Here is a 19197-nt window from a genome sequence, read left to right as displayed (position 1 = left end):
CCTAGGTAGCCTCAGACCGGGTAGGCCAAGGCGGTATCAAGAATTTCCGTGTCGTGCACCACTTCTCGGCTGGCAATGAGCAGCCGGTCACCTTCGCGTACGAAACGGTCGTGGTAAATGCCTGCCAGGTGCACCGTGGAGGGGCCCTCGACAAGGGTCTGCATCAGGATGAACGGCGTCTGGGAACTCACCGTGTTGCCCGCTTCATGCAGTACACGCGTGATTCCCAGCACATGCAGAATGTGCCGTGGCGCAAACATCTGGGAGTGCGCGACGGCCTGGGCGCGGTCAATGATCATGTCGAGCCCTTCGCAATAGATGAGCCCCACAGGCATGTTCAGAAGTGCGTTGTGGCGCGAGGTGACACGGTACGTGGCTTCCTTGCTGAAGAAGTCTGGCGAACGTTCGACATCGTTGGCGTCGAGCGCGGCGCAGTAGTCCACGTGGAAGGACTCGATCTCGGCGCGCAGCTCGGCAGCGCGTTGAGGCGGCACATCGGATTTGGTGTAGGTGAGCCGCTCTTTCATGCTGCTTTCTCCGCGACACGGATATCCATGACTTCCCGGTAGTACTGATAGAGGGAGCGGATGCAGGACTCTGAAATCAGGTTTCGTGCCGAGCCTTGGTGGCCGGCATCGAGCTTGACGACGTTGTTGTCGGTTGACGAGTTGCGAAGACCTTCCTGAACGAACTTCAATGCCTCGTTGTCTTCGAGCCCGAGAAAGCCGGCCGGGCCCATCAAGTTGCCCTGGCGAAGACGGTGGCGCGTCATTTCAGGTGTGTCGTCTTCGTAGCCGAACATGGTCCACTGCATCACCATGCTGTTCGGGCCATTCGGAATAATCTGGCGCACGCCCATCGTGTTCATCTGGCGCTGAACAATCAGGTTTGGCGACATGGTCATCATGTTGGCGGACCAGGGCGACTTGAATTCGCGCACGTAGTCCAGGAAACGTTCGTCGCGCAGCCTGAGGTTGTCGCTAAACGAACGCATCTCCGCCTTGTCGTCTGCAGCGACCGTGGCATAGACCTCGTCTGGCTTGGCCGATGCCATGAATCCGTGGCGACCATGCTCCTTGTCTGCGACCACGGTTGATTTGATGCCTGGAACCAGCAGGCCGAATACCACTAGAAACGAATGCAGTAGCGTTGCGTGGTAAGGATCCTTGAGGTTCTCGTGGTACATCTTCCAGTTGCATGGAAGTTCGTTGCGGCAGTAGCCCAGGATCTTGAGCTTCTTGCCTGAGAAAGGAACGTCGAACTCCTCGACGATTTCCTTGGTCATGTACTCCTCGAGCGGAGGGGTCTTGTCCGAATAGGTGGCGAACACCACGCCGTTTCGTGTTGCCACGCGCAACTGGCGAGTGCCGTGGTCGGCGTTTTTGAAGTCGGCAGGCATGCCGCCTACCTTGTTGATGCCACGCTTGAAAGGCACACCCTGCAGGTTCCCCTTGAGGTCGTAAGACCATTGGTGATAGGGGCAGACGAATTCCTTTGTATTTCCCTGGCTGGAGCGGCAGAACTCCGCACCTCGATGGGCGCATCGGTTCTCGAAGACAGAGATCGTGTTGTCCTCTGCGCGCACTATCACCACGGAGGTGGCGCCGACATAGCCACGCTTGTAGTCGCCAGGATTGGGAATCTCCGCTTCTAGGGCGACAAAGTTCCAAGTGTCTCCTCGGAAGATGCGTTCGATCTCCTGGTCATAGATGGCCTGGCTCGTGTAGACCCAGTCTGGAATGTTGTTCAGGGCGTCGGCGGGCCAGACACACTGCTCCAAGGGCGGGTTCTTTTTGGCATTCGTTATGCCGATGACCGCCTGCGATTGATACATGGAAGCTCCTTAGCTCTTTTGAGTGGGTTAAACGGTCGCGCTGGCGCTGGATTGCATCTGCTTGGCCCATGCGCGCAGGTTGGTCTTTTGCTGTGAGAATTCTTCCCACTGCACGGGCCTTCCAAGTTCAAGAAGTGGGCGTATGGCCCTCAGATCTGTGCCGGCATTGATCGCCACTGCGTGTAGCGGTATCGAGCTTCGGTGACCGACCCACAGCACCTTGTCGTTTGCTGGATCGCCACGGCGCACATATTCGATACCGGGGAATGGTTGGCCGAGCACCTGGATGTTGTGCTGTCCTTGGTCGGTCCAGAACCACTGCACTGGGGGCGTGGGAATCGGGTTGCCCAGCATGGCGGCGGCCGCGGTGCGCGCTTGCTCGTTTGCGTTTTGCCAAGATTCCAGACGCGTTGGCACCGTTTGACCTGGGCGTTTTTGGCTGGTGCAGTCGCCGCACGCGAACACATGTTCGTTGCTGGTGCGGCAGGAGGCATCTACCAGAATCCCCCCGCCTGGCACTACCTCTAGGCCTGCTTCACGGGCCAGCGAGTCGTTGGGCGACAGGCCTACAGCCACGACAACCTCATCCACCTCAGGATCGCCGGCACCCGTGATCAAGCGAATGCGACCGCTAGGAAGCGCAGTGACGCCGCTGAGAGAGGTCCCAAGCAGGAGCCTTATCCCAGCATCCTCCATTCGGGCTTCCAGCCAAGTGGACGCATCGAGTGGCAGAAAGCGATCGAGGAGGGCGTTTGCGCGTTCGAGAAGCGTCACCGACGCGCCTGCCGCGTGCGCTGAGTGGGCAATCTCGAGGCCAAGGAAGCCGCCTCCCAAAATGGCAACTTGAGGTTTGGCTTGAAGAGAGGCACGCAGCCTGCGTGCGTCTTCCAAGGTTCGGATGTAATGCACGCGGGGATGTGAGGGCGGTACGAACGGGAGTGTTTGAGCCTCCCCTCCCGTTGCGAGTAGGCACCTCTCGTATTCGATCAACCGACCATCGGTTAGGCGAACATGCTGCTGTTTTAAGTCTACGGAGACAGCCTCGCAGCTGCTTAAAAACTCGATATCGCTGCGCGTCCACGCTTCTTCCGTGAGTACGTCCAGCCTAGGCTCCTCGACGGCGACCAGCACGGCCTTGGACAAGGGTGGTCGCTCATAAGGTTTGTGGCGTTCACGACCGAGCATCGTGAGGCGACCACCGTAGCCCTGCTCGCGAAGAGCGTGCGCTGCGACTGCCGCAGATTGACCTGCGCCCACGATAACAATGCCGGACGAAGTCATTTGCCTGCAGGCGACAACACGTAGATGTCGTCGCCTTCTCGCTTAACAGAGTGGATGCGCAGATCAACGGTGACCGGTGCGCACATAGCCTTGCCGGTGCGAATGTCGAAGCGGCCTTGATGCAAAGGGCATTCCACACAGCCGTCTTCCACGTAGCCCTCGGACAGCAACGCAGTGGCATGCGTACACATGCTGTCCGTCGCGAAGAACTCGTTGTCGATTCGGTACAGCGCGATGCCGTGGCCCGCAACATTGACGGTCTTCGCCTCATCGTTGCCCAGCTCTTGCGCTGAGGCGACCTTGATCCAATCCATGACTACATCCTGTGTTTTCAGTGCAAGTAAAAATACTCAGTGAACTGTCATATTAATGTGAATTTTTGATGTTTTCAAGTGCGGGTTTGTACTGTGATGCACTGCACCAAATTGAACTTCCAGGTTCTTCTTTGTGGTGCAAGATTTCCTGATTTTCATAGGTAAATCGCACCAAAATGGAGGTGGTTCATGCGACGGCGTGTGTATCAGCGTTTACCCGCTTCTCATGTCGATTCATCGGGCATATACTTATGCAAGTGAACTGTCATAAATGACGATTTTGCCTGTGAAGATCGTGCTGGAAGAGAAGCGATGTACGTGGCGCTCAGACCGCCTTTGTGTGGTGGTTCACTTCAAGAGGGTTCTCTCGATGCAACGTCGCGGAGATCCCGCAAAATGGTTCTGCAGGTGATCCATTCCGTGCAGGACAACACAAGGACCTTGGTCAAGGAAGAAGGAAGCGCATGGATCAAAAAGACATCCCGGCGAGGCTGTTGAAGCGGGAGGGCATTGGTGCCCGGGTGCCTCGCAAGGAAGATGCACGTCATCTGATGGGCAAGGGCAACTTCGTGGGTGACTTCGTGTTGCCTGGCATGCAGGAGGTGGCCTTCCTGCGTAGCCCTTTGGCGCATGCCACCATCACTGGTGTCGAGATTCCTGAAGAGCTTGCGGGCAAGGTGTTTTTGCGCGAGATGCTGTCGGACGCAGCAGACATCGGTTCCCCCTCTTCGATCCCCACATACCAATACTCGGCGTTGCCGCCCCTGGCATCGGGGCGTGTTCGACACGTCGGCGAAGCCATCGCAATGGCTGTGGCCCCCACCCGCGCTGTGGCGGAGGACTTACTGGAAGAAGTGCAGGTCTCGTACGAGGAGCTGCCCGTCTACCATGATGTGGATTCGGCCCTTGCCGCCACAGGGGAGTTCATGCACCCTGACTGGAAGGACAACCGGTTTCTCACGCTGCGTGCCAACCGCGACTTTGATGAGTTGGCAGCGAAGGCCGAGGTGAAGGTCAGCCGCACGGTGGAACTTTCGCGCCAGTGCATCGTGCCGCTGGAGGGTAAGTCGGTTCTGGCCTACTGGGATTTCCAGACCGATCAGCTCGTTGTGGTCAGCGCGACCCAGGTGCCGCACTTGCTGCGTGTGGGCATTGCCCAGCATCTCGCGATGAATGAAGAGGCGGTGCGCGTTGTGTCTCCCGATGTAGGGGGTGCTTTTGGCTATAAGGGGCAGCTCTATCCTGAGGATCTTTGCATCGCTTGGTTAGCCAAGACGTATCGCACACCATTCCGCTATCTCGAGGATCGTCGCGAGCATTTGATTGTTGGAGCCAATACGCGACAGCATCACTACCAGCTCACGGCCTATGCGGACAGGACCGGGAAGCTCCTTGCATTGGACGCCATCATCACCATTGATGGTGGGGCGTATTCCTACTATCCCTTCTTCGTCGGTCTGGAGCCGGGGCAGGCCATCGGCAACCTTCCTGGCCCGTATACCTTTCGGGGCTACCGGTGCGAGACCTTGTGTGTCGCGACCAACAAGCCGGGATTCATGGCTTATCGCGGCGTGGCGCGTACTGGAGTCTGTTTCGCGATTGAGCTGCTTATGGACGCGGTGGCGCGTGAAGTCGGTCGTGAGCCCTGGGAAGTCCGGATGGAGAACCTGGTCCCAGCGGCGGAGATGCCTTACGTCAACGTTGCAAATAAGCACTTTGACAGCGGCGACTTTCCTGCGAGCCTGCGACGTGCGTTGGAGATGATCGGGCTGGATGCCGTCCGCGAGCGCCAGGCGCGCGGTGAGCCCGACGGACGCCGCATCGGTTTCGGCACCGCCACCTACACAGAGCAGTCGGCACATGGCACCACGGTGTTCGCCAACTGGGGTTTGCCTGTGGTGCCCGGTTTTGATCAGGCGATGGTGAGGATGACGGCTGACGGCGGCCTTGAAGTGCGCGTCGGCGTGCACTCGCACGGGCAGGGCATGGAGACCAGTTTCGCGCAGATCGCCAACGACGTTCTCGGCATTCCGGTGGCCAGAATCCGTGTCGTGCATGGCGATACGGCGCTGACGCCGTTCTCCTCAGGAACTTACGCTTCCCGTGCAACGGTGATGTCGGGTGGGGCCATCTCGACCGCGTGCAAGGAGCTGCTGCCCCGCATTCAATCGATTGCCGCCTACCTCATGGGTGTTGACCCGGCAGCGGTGGCATTGATTGAAGGTCATGCCGTCGCTGGCGACAAGTCGATTCCCCTGTCCGAGGTAGGGCGGGTGTGGTATCTCACGCCCCAGGACCTGCCAGCGAACGTTCATCTTGGTGGGTTGGAAGTGTCCCGTGCGTACAAACCCAACGTCGACACTGGCACCTTCACGTACGCGACGCACGCCGTGGTGGTCGCCGTCGACACAGAGACGGGCGAGGTCGAAATTCTCGACTACGTCGTGGTCGAAGACTGCGGCACCATGGTCAACCCGATGATTGTGGAGGGGCAGACCATCGGAGGCATCGCGCAGGGCATCGGGACAGCGATGTACGAGGAGAGTCCGTACGACGACCAAGGCCAGCCTTTGGCCTCAACTCTTGCCGACTACATCTTGCCTGGCGCCACAGAGGTCCCACGCATCCGCATCGAACACTTCGAGACCCCTTCACCTCACACAGACTTCGGTGCCAAAGGGGTGGGCGAGGGCGGTGCGATCGCTCCTCCAGCGGTGATCTTCAATGCCGTGAACGACGCCTTGCGTGGTACAGGCGCCGATGAGGTGCTGATGACGCCGTTGACGCCCCGCCGCTTGCTCAAGGCCCTTGAAAACTCGACGCTAGGACAGGAGCGAGCACGATGAAAGCTCCCCAATTTGCATACACACGCGTGCTCGAAGTGAGCGACGCAGTTGCCGCGCTGGCAACGGGCGGAGGCACCGCGAAGGTCATGGGCGGAAGTCAATCCTTGGGCCCCATGCTCAACCTGAGATTGGCACGGCCCGCACAGGTGGTTGATGTCTCCAGTATTCCCGGTTTGCGCTCGGTACGTCGAAAGGCCGATTGGGTGGAGATCGGCGCTGCCGTCACGCACGCCGAGATAGAGGATGGAGTTCATGAGCCACTGGCGAAGCATCCCATGCGCGATATCGCAGGCGGGATAGCGTACCGGGCGATCCGCACTCGCGGTACTGTCGGCGGCAGTCTGGCGCACGCCGACCCGGCCGCCGACTGGGTGGTGACGCTCGCTGCACTCGGTGCGCGCATCTTGGCGAAGTCCCCGCGCGGTGAGCGCACGCTCGAGGCCGACGCGTTCATGCTCGGCGCGTACACGACGGTGCTTGCCTCCGATGAATTGATCGTCTCTGTCGCCGTGCCGTCAGAGACGACAACTTCGCATTGGGGCTACCACAAGGTGTGCCGCAAGCCGGGGGAGTTTGCAGAAGCCAGCTCAGCTGTCTATTTCGACGCATCGCAAGGGCGCGCGCGCATCGTTCTAGGCGCTGCTGATGGCCCTCCCATCCTGCTTGACGGGCTTGCTGAAGAAATCGCGGCCAAGGGTGCCAGCGCTGCGGGACGTGAGCAATTGCGAGCGGCAGTGCGCACCGCCCTGCCTGAGCGAGATGCCATCGATCTGAAGCTTTTTACGGCCTGCGTCGAGCGCGCCCTCGCGCAATCCGGCGTTTTTGCCGATTCCAAATCAGCGGAGTAAGAGTCTTGCACCCGATTTCTATTCAAGTAAATGGCCGCAACTACCGCCGGGAGGCCGAGCCCAGGATGCATCTTGGCGACTTCCTGCGCGACGACCTGCGACTGACCGGAACCCATCTCGGTTGTGAGCACGGCGTCTGCGGCGCGTGCACGGTGCTCGTTGACGGCCAGCCCACGCGTTCGTGCATCACGTTCGCCGTAGCGTGTGAAGGCCGGGAGGTCACGACCATCGAAGGTTACGACGACGACGCCGTCATGCAGCTTCTTCGACCGGCATTCACGCGTCATCACGCGCTGCAGTGCGGCTTCTGCACACCTGGGATGCTGACCACGGCGCGCGATATCGTGCTGCGTCTACCCGAGGCTGACGAAGCGCAGGTACGTTTGGAGCTCGCCGGAAACTTGTGCCGTTGCACTGGATATCAAGGAATTGTGGATGCGATTCTGGACGTTCTTCAACAGCAGCGCGACGCACCCGATGCGAGAGTTGAGACGTTGAGACAGGCATTGCGCGCGCCGCGAACGGTTGCAGTGAAGGCTCTCACGGCCACGGTACCCACCGGCGCGGCTCCTCGTCCAACTGGCAAAGCGCCTGTCGTTGAGGCTGCCGCTCTCGCGGAAATGGCGGAAGTCGATCCGGTTGCAATGGCCAAGGCGAAGGCCAAAGGCAACGCAATCGAGGTCTATTTTGATGTGCCCTATCCCTTGGACCGCGTGTGGGAGTTCATGGGTGATCTCCCCGCAGTGGCTTCTTGCTTGCCTGGCGCAACCATCGATTCGCACGAAGGCGAGAAGGTCAAGGGCAACATCTCGGTCAAGTTCGGTCCGATGTCGGCCGCTTTCGTCGGTGCTGCAAGGCTGGAGCGTGATGACGCCGCCAAGCGTGCTGTCCTTCGTGGTGCGGGCCAGGACAGCCTCAGCAAGTCTCGAACTCAGGGGGACATCACCTATCGACTTGAGGCTCTGTCGGCTGACAACACCCGGGTCCACGTGGACATGATTTATGCGCTGCAAGGGCCGTTGGCTCAATTTTCTCGCTCGGGACTTGTCAAGGACTTCGTGCGGCGCATGGTGGCGGACTTTGGCAAGCAGATCACCCGCAGGTTGGGTGGCGAAACCGTGCTTGCCAACGAGCCACAGCCAACGGTCTCGGTCGTGGAAATGATGTGGAGCGTGCTCTGGAATCGAATCCGTGGGTGGTTTGGAAAGCCGCCCAAAGTCTAGTTCGGCGCACCTTGGGTGCGATAAGTCGTCCTTGTTCAATGTGACCCAACGTGGCCTGGAAGCCAGGCGTCGGTATGGGTGGAGCACCCCGGAGTCTCGATGAGTTCTTTTCTGTATGGCTATCACGTGCGCGCCAATGGAGTGCGTCTGCACCTCCTGCGGTTTGGAGGGCACGGCCCTCGTCTGCTTCTCTTGCCCGGCATCACGAGCCCAGCGATTACCTGGGGATTTGTCGCCGAGCGGCTGGCTCGACACTATGACGTGCACGTCCTTGACTTCAGGGGACGAGGCTTGTCTTTCAGCGCGCCTGGCATGGACGCAAGCCTCGATGCGATGGCGGCTGACGTACTCGATTTGATGGAAGTTTTGGACTGGTCATCCGTATCGGTGCTGGGGCACTCCATGGGTGCGCGCGTTGCGATTCGCGCTGCGGCGCGCGACCCAAGGCGCATGGGTGAGCTGTTACTCATCGATCCTCCGATGTCGGGTCCAGGCCGTCGGCCTTACCCGGTGCCGCTGTCTTGGTATGTGGAATCTATCCAGTTGGCCATCAAGGGGGTCACAGCGGAGGATCTTCGACCCTACGCTCCGAGCTGGACAGAGGAGCAACTGCAACTGCGGGCCGAATGGCTTCACACGTGTAGCGAGGAAGCGATCGTCCAGGCACACGCGGGGTTTCACGAAGATGACATACACGCCGATCTGCCCAAGCTGAAGACGCCCGGACTTTTCATGTCGGCAGGAAAAGGGGGTGTCGTGCTCCCGGCAGATTTGACTGAGATTGAACTACTTGCGCCAGGCCTGAGGCAGTGCACAGCCTTCAGCGCTGGCGACATGATCCCTTGGGACGACGAAGCGGACTTCTATCGTCTGCTGGGCGAGTACTTGAAGGTCGACTTGCTGCAATAGATCTTCAAATGCTGCTTGAGCTCTAGCCTCCATGGATGGAGTCGATAAACTCGCGAGCACACTCTATCTGCAATCTTGAAATAATGACAAAGCGCTCTCCTGCTCAGAAAAAGACTGTCGTTTCCACAGTGGCGTCAAAACCGCAGGCGCCAGAGATTTTTAGCCCGCTGCGCCAAGAGATGTGGCGCCGCCCGGGCTTCTTGATTCGTCGGTTGACTCAGATTGGGCAGTCCATTTTCTTTGAACTGTGCAAATCTGAGAGCATCACGCCGCTTCAGGTCGGCATGCTGACGGCGCTTTCGATGAATCCTTGGCTTGATCAGAAGGCGATTGGCCGAGAGCTTTCGTTGGACCGGACGACGACAGCTGAAGTGCTTAAGCGGCTGTGCGACAAAGGGCTGGTGGAAACCAGGGTAAATCCAGACGATCGTCGATCAAGACTCTCTGTCATTACGAAAGAGGGGCTAAAGCTGATAAACGACTTGCAAGAAAGCATTTACCGCTCTCAAGAACTACTGGTCGAACCGCTATCTCCAGAGGATCGCGTCGTTTTTATGAAGCTGCTAGCTCAGCTAGTGGATGCACATGAAAAGATGGGCAAACTTAGTTAAGCCCCAATCTTTTGGCAGATGGGACATCTGCTGATGTGTCGGATCTGCTTCCTCACACTGTTGTATGGAGCTGCTCTAAGAGCAGATTTTGATGAGCTACACCGCCCCCCTCAAGGACATGCTGTTCGACATCGAGCACCTGGCCCGCATCGATCAGGTGGCGCAGATGCCCGGCTTTGAAGAAGCCGGACTGGAAACCGCGCAGGCTGTGCTGGAGGAGTGCGCCAAGCTCAACGAAGGCGTGATCGCGCCGCTGAACTTCGAGGGCGACAAGGACCCCTCGTCGTTCAAGGATGGTGTGGTGACCACCACGCCCGGTTTCAAGGACGCCTTCAAGCAGTACGCCGAAGGCGGCTGGCAGGGCCTTCAGCACCCGGTGGACTTTGGCGGCCAGGGCCTGCCCAAGACCATCGGTGCGGCCTGCGGTGAAATCCTCAACAGCGCCAACATGAGCTTCGCGCTGTGCCCGCTGTTGACCGACGGTGCGATCGAGGCCCTGCTCACGGCGGGCTCCGACGACCTCAAGGCGACCTACCTTGAAAAACTGGTGAGCGGGCAATGGACCGGCACCATGAACCTGACCGAGCCGCAGGCCGGCTCCGACCTGGCCGCCGTGCGCAGCCGCGCCGAGCCGCAACCCGACGGCACCTACAAGGTGTTCGGCACCAAGATCTTCATCACCTACGGTGAGCACGACATGGCCGAGAACATCGTGCATCTCGTGCTCGCGCGGGTGACCGGTGCACCTGAAGGCGTGAAGGGCATCAGCCTGTTCGTGGTGCCCAAGTTCATGGTCAACAAGGACGGCTCGCTCGGCGCGCGCAACGACGTGCACTGCGTGAGCATCGAGCACAAGATGGGCATCAAGGCCAGCCCCACTGCCGTGCTGCAGTACGGCGACCACGGTGGGGCCGTGGGCTACCTCGTGGGCCAGGAGAACCGGGGCCTGGAGTACATGTTCATCATGATGAACGCCGCGCGCTACGCCGTGGGCGTGCAGGGCATCGCGATTGCCGAGCGTGCCTACCAGAAGGCCGTGGGCTACGCGAAGGACCGCGTGCAGAGCCGCCCGGTCGATGGTTCGATGAGTGCGGCCGCGCCCATCATCCACCACCCGGACGTCAAGCGCATGCTCATGACCATGCGCGCGTCCACCGAAGGCTGCCGCGCCATCGCCAGTGTGGCCGCTGCGGCGTACGACGCCGCCCATCACCACCCCGATGCCGAGGTGCGCAAGCAGAACGCGGCTTTCTACGAATTCCTCGTGCCGCTGGTCAAGGGCTACAGCACCGAGATGAGCCTGGAAGTCACCAGCCTGGGCGTGCAGGTGCACGGGGGCATGGGCTTCATCGAGGAGACCGGCGCGGCGCAGTACTACCGAGATGCCAAGATTCTCACCATCTACGAAGGCACGACGGCGATCCAGGCCAACGACCTCGTGGGCCGCAAGACCGCGCGCGACGGCGGCACCGGAGCCAAGGCCATCGCGGCCCAGATCGAGAAGACCGAAGCCGATCTGGCCCAACGCAGCAGCCCCAACGCCAAGGCCGTGCACCAGCGCCTGAAGGCTGCGCGCGAGGCCTTCGTGGACGTGGTCGAGTTCATCGCCGCCAACACGCGCGCCAACCCCAATGCGGCTTTTGCCGGCAGCGTGCCCTACCTCATGCTCGCGGGCAACCTCGTGGCGGGCTGGCAGATGGCTCGCGCGCTGATGGTGGCCGAGGACCTGTTGGCCCAAGGCACGGACGCGGCCTTCATGCAGGCCAAGATCACCACCGCGCGCTTCTACGCCGACCACCTTCTCAGCCGCGCCCCGGGCGTGCGCATCAGTGTTATTGAAGGCGCAGAGAGCGTGAATGCACTGTCATTCGATATGTACTGATAGAAAGGTCATGCATTGCATCTCGGGCGCGCGATGCGGCGTATGTGTTGTGGGGGTGCGGACGAAAACTTGGACTATCAGGGGGCAGTTCATGTATTTGTACGAAGGGCGCATGCGCGCAGCCCGGCTCTCGAAGCGAAGCGGCCTTCGTCGAGGCGATTGAGACGGTGGCTGGTGACGCAGTCTCGAACACCTGGCGCTTCACCGATAAGCAAGGGACGCTAGCCAAACTAGGCTCAGCTACTTGAGGGCCGTGGCATCGGCAGCCACTGATGCTGCGGCCCTTCTGTGAAGTTTTCGACAATATTTTCCGGGTTGCACTGTTGGCTTGAGTGCTGTGCGCCAGGTGTTTTCGACTATGGTCGATGCCACCCGTCAAGTGTCGCTTCTGCTGTTGTCTTGGCGAAGCAACAGTCAGCAACCAGGGTGCCGCACCAGTTGTCACCAGTGCTGGCGCCTTGGTGGACGCGCTCAAGGTCATGCGTAACTGCAGCGTGGCGCTCGACGATGTTCATGTCGTTCGGGAAGGCAAAGTGGTTGAAGAACTGCACTCAGCATCGAGAAAGGTTGCAGCATGAGTTCCGCGTCCAACGTGCAGCCTCACGACGCGGATGACGTCGCCGTGTATGCCCGGCAGGGGCTGGGCGCGAGCCTGGGCCTGCAGGCTCCCTTCGGGTTGCTCATCGTCGATTTTGTGAATGGCTTCGCCGACCCTGCGCAGCTCGGCGGCGGCAACATTGCACCTGCGGTCGAGGCTATCCACACCGTGAGCGTCCTTGCTCACACAACGGGTGGGTCAGTATTCGATGGAAATCTCGGGTCAGAGATCAGTGGAATTCAACAGCGCGCCGGCTGTATGCCTACGTGGAAGACACGAACACCGCCTCCCAGCGGCTTTGCGAGAAGCTCGGGATGCGACAGGAGGGACTTTTCAGGGAGTTCATCTCTTTCAGGAACGATGACAGCGGGGCTCCGATTTATGAGAACACCCTGCAGTACGCCCTTCTTCGCAGCGAGTGGTTGCAGGGTCATGGCCCGACTTCACCGCTGGGCACCGCTGGTGGGGGGGCAGCTCACGCGCGCGCGCTGACCTGGCGGATGGCGTCGGCGAAGGTCTGCACGAGCGGGGATGGGCCTTCAGCGGCCCGTCGCGTGTACAGGCCCAGCGACGGCAGCGGCACTGGCGGTTTGACGGGCAGGCGAACGATTCCGCCGCGTGAGAGCTCGTCTCGTGCCTGCTCAAAGCGCACGGCGCCGAGCAATGAACCATCCAGGCGCAGAACGCTGCCGAGGGTGACGGACGAGAGCACCTCGATGGAGGGCTCCGGTGGCTTCAAGCCCGCGTTGAGGAACGCGGTCATCAAGGCCTGGCGCACCAGCGTGTCTCTCGGTGGGGCGATCCACGCCTGCCCGTGAACATCGATCCAGTTCAAACGCCGGGCGCGCGAGAGTTGGTGCCCTTCTGCGCACAGCACGCAAAGTTCGTCCTTCAGCAGCAGTTCTGGCTGCAACAGCGAGAGCTGGTCGCTGGTGAGCAGTTCGGGGGTGATGGCACCGAACACGCCATCGAGCTCGCCGTTCAGCAGGCGCTGAATCATGTCGCGCACCCGCCCTTCCTGCACCTGCACCCTGGCCAGGGGCAGGCGCCGGCGCAGCTCGGCGACCGCCTGAGGCACGGTGGCCGTGACCGAGAGGGTGCCCAGTCGCAGCAAGCCATCGGCCCCGGTTCGCAGGGCATCCACTTCGTCCTTGCTGCGCGCGAGTTCACCCAGCATGACCCGGGCCCGGTAAACCGCTGCGCTGCCCGCCGCGTTGACCACCAGCCCTTGCGCCGTGCGCTCGAACAGGCGGGCATCGAAGCCGGCTTCGATCTCGCCCAGCATCTTGCTCAGCGCCGGCTGGCTCAGGTTCAGTCGCGTGGCGGCAGCCCGCATCGTTCCGGCATCGGCCAGGGCAACCAGCAGTTCCAGGTGCCGCATGCGCAGACGCCTGACCAAGTAGTCGGAGGGGAAGGGCAAGGGGCGCTCCAGGAAAAAGCCGCGAATGAACGTGATCACCGATGGTGATCGCGTCATCAGGATTATGGATTTTTCAGGAATGGCGAGGCCGACTATCGTTGCCACCCATGTCCTATCCCCGAGAAAACGCTTCCCCAGCATCCGCCTCACCCCTGGCCGGGATCACGGTCATTGACCTGGGCCAGTACATCGCCGGCCCCGGCGCCACGATGGCGCTGGCCGAACTGGGCGCCACGGTGATCAAGATCGAGCCGCTGACGGGCGATCAGGCCCGCCATGTGGGTCGCTATGGCGAGGCCATGGTCCGGGCCTACAACCGGGGCAAGCGCTCCATCGCGCTGGATCTCAAGAGCGAATCCGGCCGCGAGATCGCGTGGCGGCTCATCGCGCAATGCGACGTCGTCGTGCAAAACCTGCGACCGGGCGCGGTCGACAAGCTGGGCCTGGGGCCCGCCCAGGTGCGGGCCCGACACCCTCGCGTGATCTACCTGTCCATCTCCGGCTTTGGCGGTGGTGGGCCTTCGAGCGAACGCTCCGGTTACGACATCGCGGCCCAGGCAGAAAGCGGACTCATGTTCGTCACCGGTGAGGCCGATCGCCCACCGCAGAAGGTGGGTGTGCCGATCGTCGATGCCGCCGCCGCGGACCTGGGGGCGCAGGCCATCCTGGCCGCCCTGTACGGGCGCGAATGCAGTGGCGTGGGCGAGACGCTGGAGGTGTCCCTGCTGGAGACGGCACTGCACTTGCAGGCCGCCACCTGGTGCGACTACCTGGGGGGCGGCCCCGAGCCCACGCGCATCGGGCATGGGCAACCCCACAACGCGCCAGCGGCCGAGGTCGTGGCGCAGCGCTGGATGGCCAGCATCGTGCTGTCGGCTTACGCCGAAGACCACTGGAAGCGCTTCTGCCGCGCCGTCGGCCGGGAAGCGCTGGTGCACGACCCGCGCTTCTGCAGCAACGCCCAGCGGGTCGCCCACCGGGCCGAACTGCGCCAGGTTCTGGACGAGTGCCTCTCGGCCTACACGAGCGAGGCCGCTGTCGCGTTGCTCAGCCAGCACCAGATCGTGGCCGGCGCGGTGCGCCGCTACCGCGATGTGCTGACCAACGCGGACGTGATCGCCAGCGGGATCCTGGTGGAAGCCGCGTCGGACGACGGCGGCGGCTACCGGGCGCTGGGTTTGCCCTACCGCCTGGGCGATGGGCGCCGGCCCGCGCCAGCCGCTGCGCCCGCGTGCGGCGCGGACGGCGCCGAACTGCTCGCCGGCCTGGGCTACTCGCCCGATGAGGTTGCGGCGCTGCGCGAAGCCGGTGTGGTGGCATGAACATGAGCCACGCCATGCCCAAGCCCTCGACGTCGACCCCACCGCAAGCCGCTCGCGACGCGGTGCTGCAGACCTTGCCGCTGTTCGAGATGATGCGCATGCGCGCCGCCACCACGGCCCGGCGCCATCCCGTGCTGGGCTTCGCGAGCGAGGACCGCGCGTCCCGCGTGCGCTGGGTCAACCAGTTCACCCACACCCATCGCCGCATCGGCCCCGAAGACCGTGAGGTCGTCAGCCCCAACAACGACACCGTGTTCAGCAACGCATGGCTGGATCTTTCCCAAGGGCCGGTGCTCATCGACACGCCCGACATGGGGGAGCGGTACTGGACGCTGGGCCTGCTGGACGCATGGACCAACCCGTTTGCGTACGTGGGCCGCCGCACCACCGGCAACCGCCGCCAGCGCACGCTCGTGCATGGGCCCGCCTGGCACGGCCGGGTGCCCGATGGCGTGGACAACGTGATCGCCTCGCCGGGCGACGACGTCTGGGTGATCGGACGCATCCTGGTCGACGACAGTCCGGGCAACCTGGCCCAGGCCGGCGAGTTGCAGCGCGGCATCTCCATCCACCGCGTGGACGGCGGCACGGCCGCCCTGCGGGTGGACACGCGGCTGGACGGCAGCGCGGTGGACACGCCCTCGGCGGCCCTCTACCGCGCCACCGTCGACGACGCCTTGGCGCGCAACCCCGTGCCGACGGGCGAACACCTGCGTTGGCCGGTGGACGACGGCGCGCTGGCGGATGCGCTGCCGTGGGTGTTTGGGGCGCTGCGCCAGAAAGTCCAGCCGCACGCGCTGGGAGGTGGTTGGGCCTTGCCGGTCGCGGTGCGCACGCACTGGGGCCAGGACGTGGCGATGCGCGCGCGCGTCGCGCGCAATTTCATCGGTGCGCTGGGCATCGAGGAGGCGATGTACCCGACGGCCGAGGTAGACGCCGACGGCGAGCCGCTGAACGGATCGAATGCTTACGAGTTGCACTTTCCACCCGGCGCCACGCCGGAGGTGGACGCCTTCTGGTCGCTCACGCTGTACCGGCGAAGCGACTGCCTGCTGGTGCGCCAATGCCGCCCAGCGCTATTCGGTGGGCGACCGCCTGCCGGGCCTGGTGACCGGGGCGGGCGGGCGCCTGACGATCCGCATTCAAGCCGACGATCCGGGCCCCGGGCACAACTGGTTGCCCGCGCCATCGGGCGAAGGGTTCTACGTCGTGCTTCGGCTCTACCAGCCACGGCGCAGACACCTCGAGTTCCAGTTTCCCTACCCCCCCCTGCGCCGCCTGTAGCACGGCAGCGCCTTCGACACAACCACAACAGGAGACAGACATGAACATGCGCCACCGACCTTCGAACAGCCTCCCGCCAACGGGCCCCGGGCGCCGCAGCGTGCTCGTCACGCTGGCCGCCGGCCTGGCCGCCGTCGCCGGCCTGCCTGCCCACGCGCAGGCGGACTGGCCCACGCGGCCGGTCAAGCTGATCTCGCCTTACGGTGCCGGAGGGGCCAGCGACCTCTCTGCCCGCGTGCTGGGCGAGTACCTCGCCAAGGTCCTGGGCCAGCAGATCGTGGTCGAGAACAAGGCCGGGGCGGGCACGCGGGTGGCAACCGAGTTCGTGGCGCGCGCGCCCGCCGATGGCTACACCGTGCTCTACGTGGCCGCGCCCTACGCCACGGCCGAAGCGCTGTACGGACACGGCCTGAGCTACCAGCGCGAACAGCTGCGCCCCCTCGCCATGGCGATGCATGCGCCTTTGTTCCTGATCGTCAACGCGCAGACGCCGATCAAGTCGGTGCGCGATCTCGTGGAGTTCTCCAAGACGCGCCCGGGGGGCATCAACATCGGTTCACCCGGGGCCGGGTCGCAGCCCCACCTGGCCGCCGAACTCCTGCTGCGCGAGGCCGGCATGGAAGGCATCAACGTGCACATGCGGGGTGACGCGCCGGCGTACTCGGAACTGCTCGGCGGGCGCGTGGATGCCACCCTGACGGCCATCAGCTCGGCGCTGCCGCACATCGAGGCGGGCAAGCTGCGCGTGATCGGCGTGGCGTCCGAAGCCCGCAGCGCTCTGTACCCGTCGGCGCCCACCATCCGCGAACAAGGTTTTCCCAGCGTGGTCGCCTCCGGGTGGTACGGGTTCATGGTGCCCGCGGCGACACCCAGGGAGGTGGTGACACGGCTGCAATCCGCTGTGCTGCGCGCGCTCGACGACGCGGCGATCAAGCAGAAGCTGCTCGACATCGGCCTGGAGGCCAGCGGCGCCCCAGGGCCCGAGTTCGCCCGGTTCATCGACGACCAGACGCGCAAGTGGACCGACGTGATCCGCAAGGCCCACATCAAGGTCGAGTGAGCCTGCGATGAAAACCATCACGACCTGCTGCGCACTGGCGATCGGTGCGCTGATGATGCTCAACGCCTGCACCCACGCGCCCACCGGGCCCACGGGCCTGCAGCGAACCACCACCTTCGGCCCGGTGGTCGGTGCCAACGACAGCGCGGTCAGCGGCGTCCACAGCTGGAAAGGCGTGCCCTTTGCAGCCCCGCCTGTGGGGGTGCGCCGCTGGCAGGCCCCCGCCGACCCGACCGCGTGGACCGAGCCGCGCGCAGCGACCGCCTTCGCTCCGGCGTGCGCGCAGACAGGGCGGCTGTACGGGCCGGGCCTGAACAACCGGTACGACGCCACCATTGGCAGCACGCTGGGCCAGACGCTGGGTTCGGAAGATTGCCTCTACCTCAACATCTGGGCCCCGGCCGCGCCGCCGAACGCGCCCCGGCCCGTCATCGTCTGGGTGCATGGCGGCAGCAACATCACGGGCTACACCGCCGACCCGGTGTACGACGGCGCCACGCTGGCGAAGACCACCGGCTCGGTCGTGGTGTCGGTGGCCTACCGGCTCGGCATCTTCGGCTTTCTCGAACTCGCGGCGCTGAAGACCGGCGCCGCTGCACCCGACTCGGGCAACTTCGCCTTGCTCGATATCGTGAAGTCACTCGAGTTCGTGCAGGGCAACATCGGCGCCTTCGGCGGTGACCCGGGCCGGGTCACGCTGATGGGCGAGTCCGCCGGGGCCGTCAACGTGTATGCGCTGCTCACCTCGCCCATGGTGGTGGCCCGGCCCGCGCCCCTGTTCCACCGGCTGGTGGCCCTCAGTGGCGGCATTTCATCGGCCGCCACGCTGCCACCGGGCTCGCTCTCGACCATTCAGCCCCGCAGCGTCTGGGCCACGCGGGGCAACGCCTTGCTGACCCACGCCCTGGTCGCCGACGGCACCGCCGCCGACCCGGCCGCTGCCCAGGCGCACATCGCTTCGCGCACCCCGCAGCAGCTGGCCGCCCACCTGCGCGGGATGTCGGCGGACGCGCTGTTGACCACGGTGCGCACGCGCCTGGCGCCGCTGGGGCTGGCCGCGGCCAACCCGATTCCCGACGGGCACGTGGTGCCGGACAACCCCATCGCCGCCATCCGCGCGGGCCGGTACGTCCAGGTGCCGGTGCTGGCGGGCAACACGCGCGATGAAAGCAAGCTCTTTCCCAGCCTGCTGGCGATGCGACCCGCGCTGGGTGGCACCAGCGGCCGCCTGCTCGACGACGCGGCGGTGTTCAAGCTGGCCCATGGCTACCAGCCGGACGCCCCGCCCGCCAGCCGCATCGAGGACTGGGTACCGCCGCAGTACCTGCCGGTCGATGCGCCGAACACGGGCCTGAATGCGCGCATCTCCGAACTCGACCGAATCTGGTTCTTCGCTTTCCGCGACGACGTGCTCAACGCGCTCAAGTCCCGCCAGCCCGAGGTGTGGCACTACCGGTTCGATTGGGACGAATTGCCGCCACCCTTCGACAAGGTCTACGGCGCGGCCCACAGCTTTGACTTGCCCTTCATCTTCGGCAACTTCGGGCCTTCGCTCTACTCGAATATCTCGTTCAGTGAAGCGAACAAGGCCGACAGGCTGGCCCTGTCGGACCGGATGATGCAAAGCCTGGGCCGCTTCGCGCACGACGCAGACCCTCACGCCCCCGGCCTGGGCTCCGCCTGGCCAGCCTGGCCGCATTCGCTGGTCTTCGACTCACGCATAAGCACGGCAAGGTCGGCCGCCGAGTGACGTCGCCGGTGCGGC

At 63.3% G+C, this 19197-nt stretch carries 15 protein-coding genes and 3 pseudogenes; 13 read left to right on the top strand and 5 right to left on the bottom strand.

What is annotated here, in order from left to right:
* Positions 1-11: 11 nt before the first annotated feature.
* Genes ACFJGX_RS00270 through ACFJGX_RS00255 form a run of 4 tightly spaced genes read right to left on the bottom strand, consistent with a single transcriptional unit; the run spans position 12 to position 3429 of the window.
* Complete coding sequence (locus ACFJGX_RS00270) at positions 12-527, bottom strand: aromatic-ring-hydroxylating dioxygenase subunit beta (RefSeq protein ID WP_382327494.1); 516 nt, start codon at positions 525-527, stop codon at positions 12-14.
* Complete coding sequence (locus tag ACFJGX_RS00265; protein WP_382327492.1) at positions 524-1834, bottom strand: Rieske 2Fe-2S domain-containing protein; 1311 nt, start codon at positions 1832-1834, stop codon at positions 524-526. The genes ACFJGX_RS00270 and ACFJGX_RS00265 overlap by 4 nt, the downstream gene beginning before the upstream one ends.
* 27 nt (positions 1835-1861) lie before the next feature.
* Complete coding sequence (locus ACFJGX_RS00260; protein ID WP_382323119.1) at positions 1862-3115, bottom strand: NAD(P)/FAD-dependent oxidoreductase; 1254 nt, start codon at positions 3113-3115, stop codon at positions 1862-1864.
* A complete protein-coding gene (locus tag ACFJGX_RS00255) occupies positions 3112-3429 on the bottom strand; it encodes a non-heme iron oxygenase ferredoxin subunit (protein WP_382323120.1) in 318 nt (105 codons plus the stop codon). The genes ACFJGX_RS00260 and ACFJGX_RS00255 overlap by 4 nt, the downstream gene beginning before the upstream one ends.
* A gap of 464 nt (positions 3430-3893) precedes the next feature.
* On the opposite strand from ACFJGX_RS00255, the gene ACFJGX_RS00250 reads away from it, so the two are divergent.
* From ACFJGX_RS00250 to ACFJGX_RS00215, 8 genes and pseudogenes are all read left to right on the top strand, one after another.
* Positions 3894-6275: a xanthine dehydrogenase family protein molybdopterin-binding subunit gene (locus tag ACFJGX_RS00250; RefSeq protein ID WP_382323121.1), complete on the top strand. Its 2382-nt coding sequence runs from the start codon at positions 3894-3896 to the stop codon at positions 6273-6275.
* The gene (locus ACFJGX_RS00245) at positions 6272-7123 is read left to right on the top strand and encodes an FAD binding domain-containing protein (RefSeq protein ID WP_382323122.1); all 852 of its coding nucleotides are present in this window, start codon (positions 6272-6274) and stop codon (positions 7121-7123) included. The genes ACFJGX_RS00250 and ACFJGX_RS00245 overlap by 4 nt, the downstream gene beginning before the upstream one ends.
* Positions 7124-7188: 65 nt before the next feature.
* Positions 7189-8346 carry a 2Fe-2S iron-sulfur cluster-binding protein gene (locus ACFJGX_RS00240; RefSeq protein WP_382325861.1) on the top strand — a complete coding sequence of 386 codons (1158 nt, stop codon included), beginning with the start codon at positions 7189-7191 and terminating at the stop codon, positions 8344-8346.
* Positions 8347-8445: 99 nt separating this feature from the next.
* Positions 8446-9255 (top strand): alpha/beta fold hydrolase, encoded by an 810-nt coding sequence (locus ACFJGX_RS00235; protein ID WP_382327491.1) that lies wholly within the window; start codon positions 8446-8448, stop codon positions 9253-9255.
* A gap of 83 nt (positions 9256-9338) precedes the next feature.
* A complete protein-coding gene (locus ACFJGX_RS00230) occupies positions 9339-9866 on the top strand; it encodes a MarR family winged helix-turn-helix transcriptional regulator (RefSeq protein WP_382323124.1) in 528 nt (175 codons plus the stop codon).
* A gap of 91 nt (positions 9867-9957) precedes the next feature.
* Entirely contained in the window at positions 9958-11748 is a 1791-nt protein-coding gene (locus ACFJGX_RS00225; protein ID WP_382327489.1) for an acyl-CoA dehydrogenase, read from the top strand.
* 398 nt (positions 11749-12146) lie between these two features.
* Positions 12147-12251 (top strand): annotated as a pseudogene (locus tag ACFJGX_RS00220) (Asp/Glu racemase); the annotation flags it as partial.
* A 71-nt stretch (positions 12252-12322) separates the two neighbouring features.
* A pseudogene (locus ACFJGX_RS00215) lies at positions 12323-12532 on the top strand (N-carbamoylsarcosine amidase); the annotation flags it as partial.
* 289 nt (positions 12533-12821) lie between these two features.
* Here ACFJGX_RS00215 and ACFJGX_RS00210 read toward each other — a convergent pair.
* Positions 12822-13871: a LysR family transcriptional regulator gene (locus ACFJGX_RS00210; protein WP_382323126.1), complete on the bottom strand. Its 1050-nt coding sequence runs from the start codon at positions 13869-13871 to the stop codon at positions 12822-12824.
* A 2-nt stretch (positions 13872-13873) separates the two neighbouring features.
* On the opposite strand from ACFJGX_RS00210, the gene ACFJGX_RS00205 reads away from it, so the two are divergent.
* From ACFJGX_RS00205 to ACFJGX_RS00185, 5 genes and pseudogenes are all read left to right on the top strand, one after another.
* Positions 13874-15088 carry a CaiB/BaiF CoA transferase family protein gene (locus ACFJGX_RS00205; protein WP_382327487.1) on the top strand — a complete coding sequence of 405 codons (1215 nt, stop codon included), beginning with the start codon at positions 13874-13876 and terminating at the stop codon, positions 15086-15088.
* Positions 15085-16074 (top strand): annotated as a pseudogene (locus tag ACFJGX_RS00200) (DUF1254 domain-containing protein); the annotation flags it as partial. The gene ACFJGX_RS00205 and the pseudogene ACFJGX_RS00200, both read left to right, overlap by 4 nt.
* A complete protein-coding gene (locus ACFJGX_RS00195) occupies positions 16052-16372 on the top strand; it encodes a DUF1214 domain-containing protein (RefSeq protein ID WP_382328833.1) in 321 nt (106 codons plus the stop codon). The pseudogene ACFJGX_RS00200 and the gene ACFJGX_RS00195, both read left to right, overlap by 23 nt.
* Positions 16373-16412: 40 nt before the next feature.
* The gene (locus ACFJGX_RS00190; protein ID WP_382323129.1) at positions 16413-17432 is read left to right on the top strand and encodes a Bug family tripartite tricarboxylate transporter substrate binding protein; all 1020 of its coding nucleotides are present in this window, start codon (positions 16413-16415) and stop codon (positions 17430-17432) included.
* Positions 17433-17439: 7 nt separating this feature from the next.
* Positions 17440-19182 (top strand): carboxylesterase/lipase family protein, encoded by a 1743-nt coding sequence (locus ACFJGX_RS00185; RefSeq protein WP_382323130.1) that lies wholly within the window; start codon positions 17440-17442, stop codon positions 19180-19182.
* The last annotated feature ends 15 nt before the right edge of the window (positions 19183-19197 follow it).

The sequence above is a fragment of the Hydrogenophaga sp. UC242_50 genome (genome assembly GCF_042697355.1).
GTDB lineage: Bacteria > Pseudomonadota > Gammaproteobacteria > Burkholderiales > Burkholderiaceae_C > Hydrogenophaga.
Note: the sequence above shows the minus strand (reverse complement) of the source record. Positions and strands in the feature narration are given on the sequence as shown.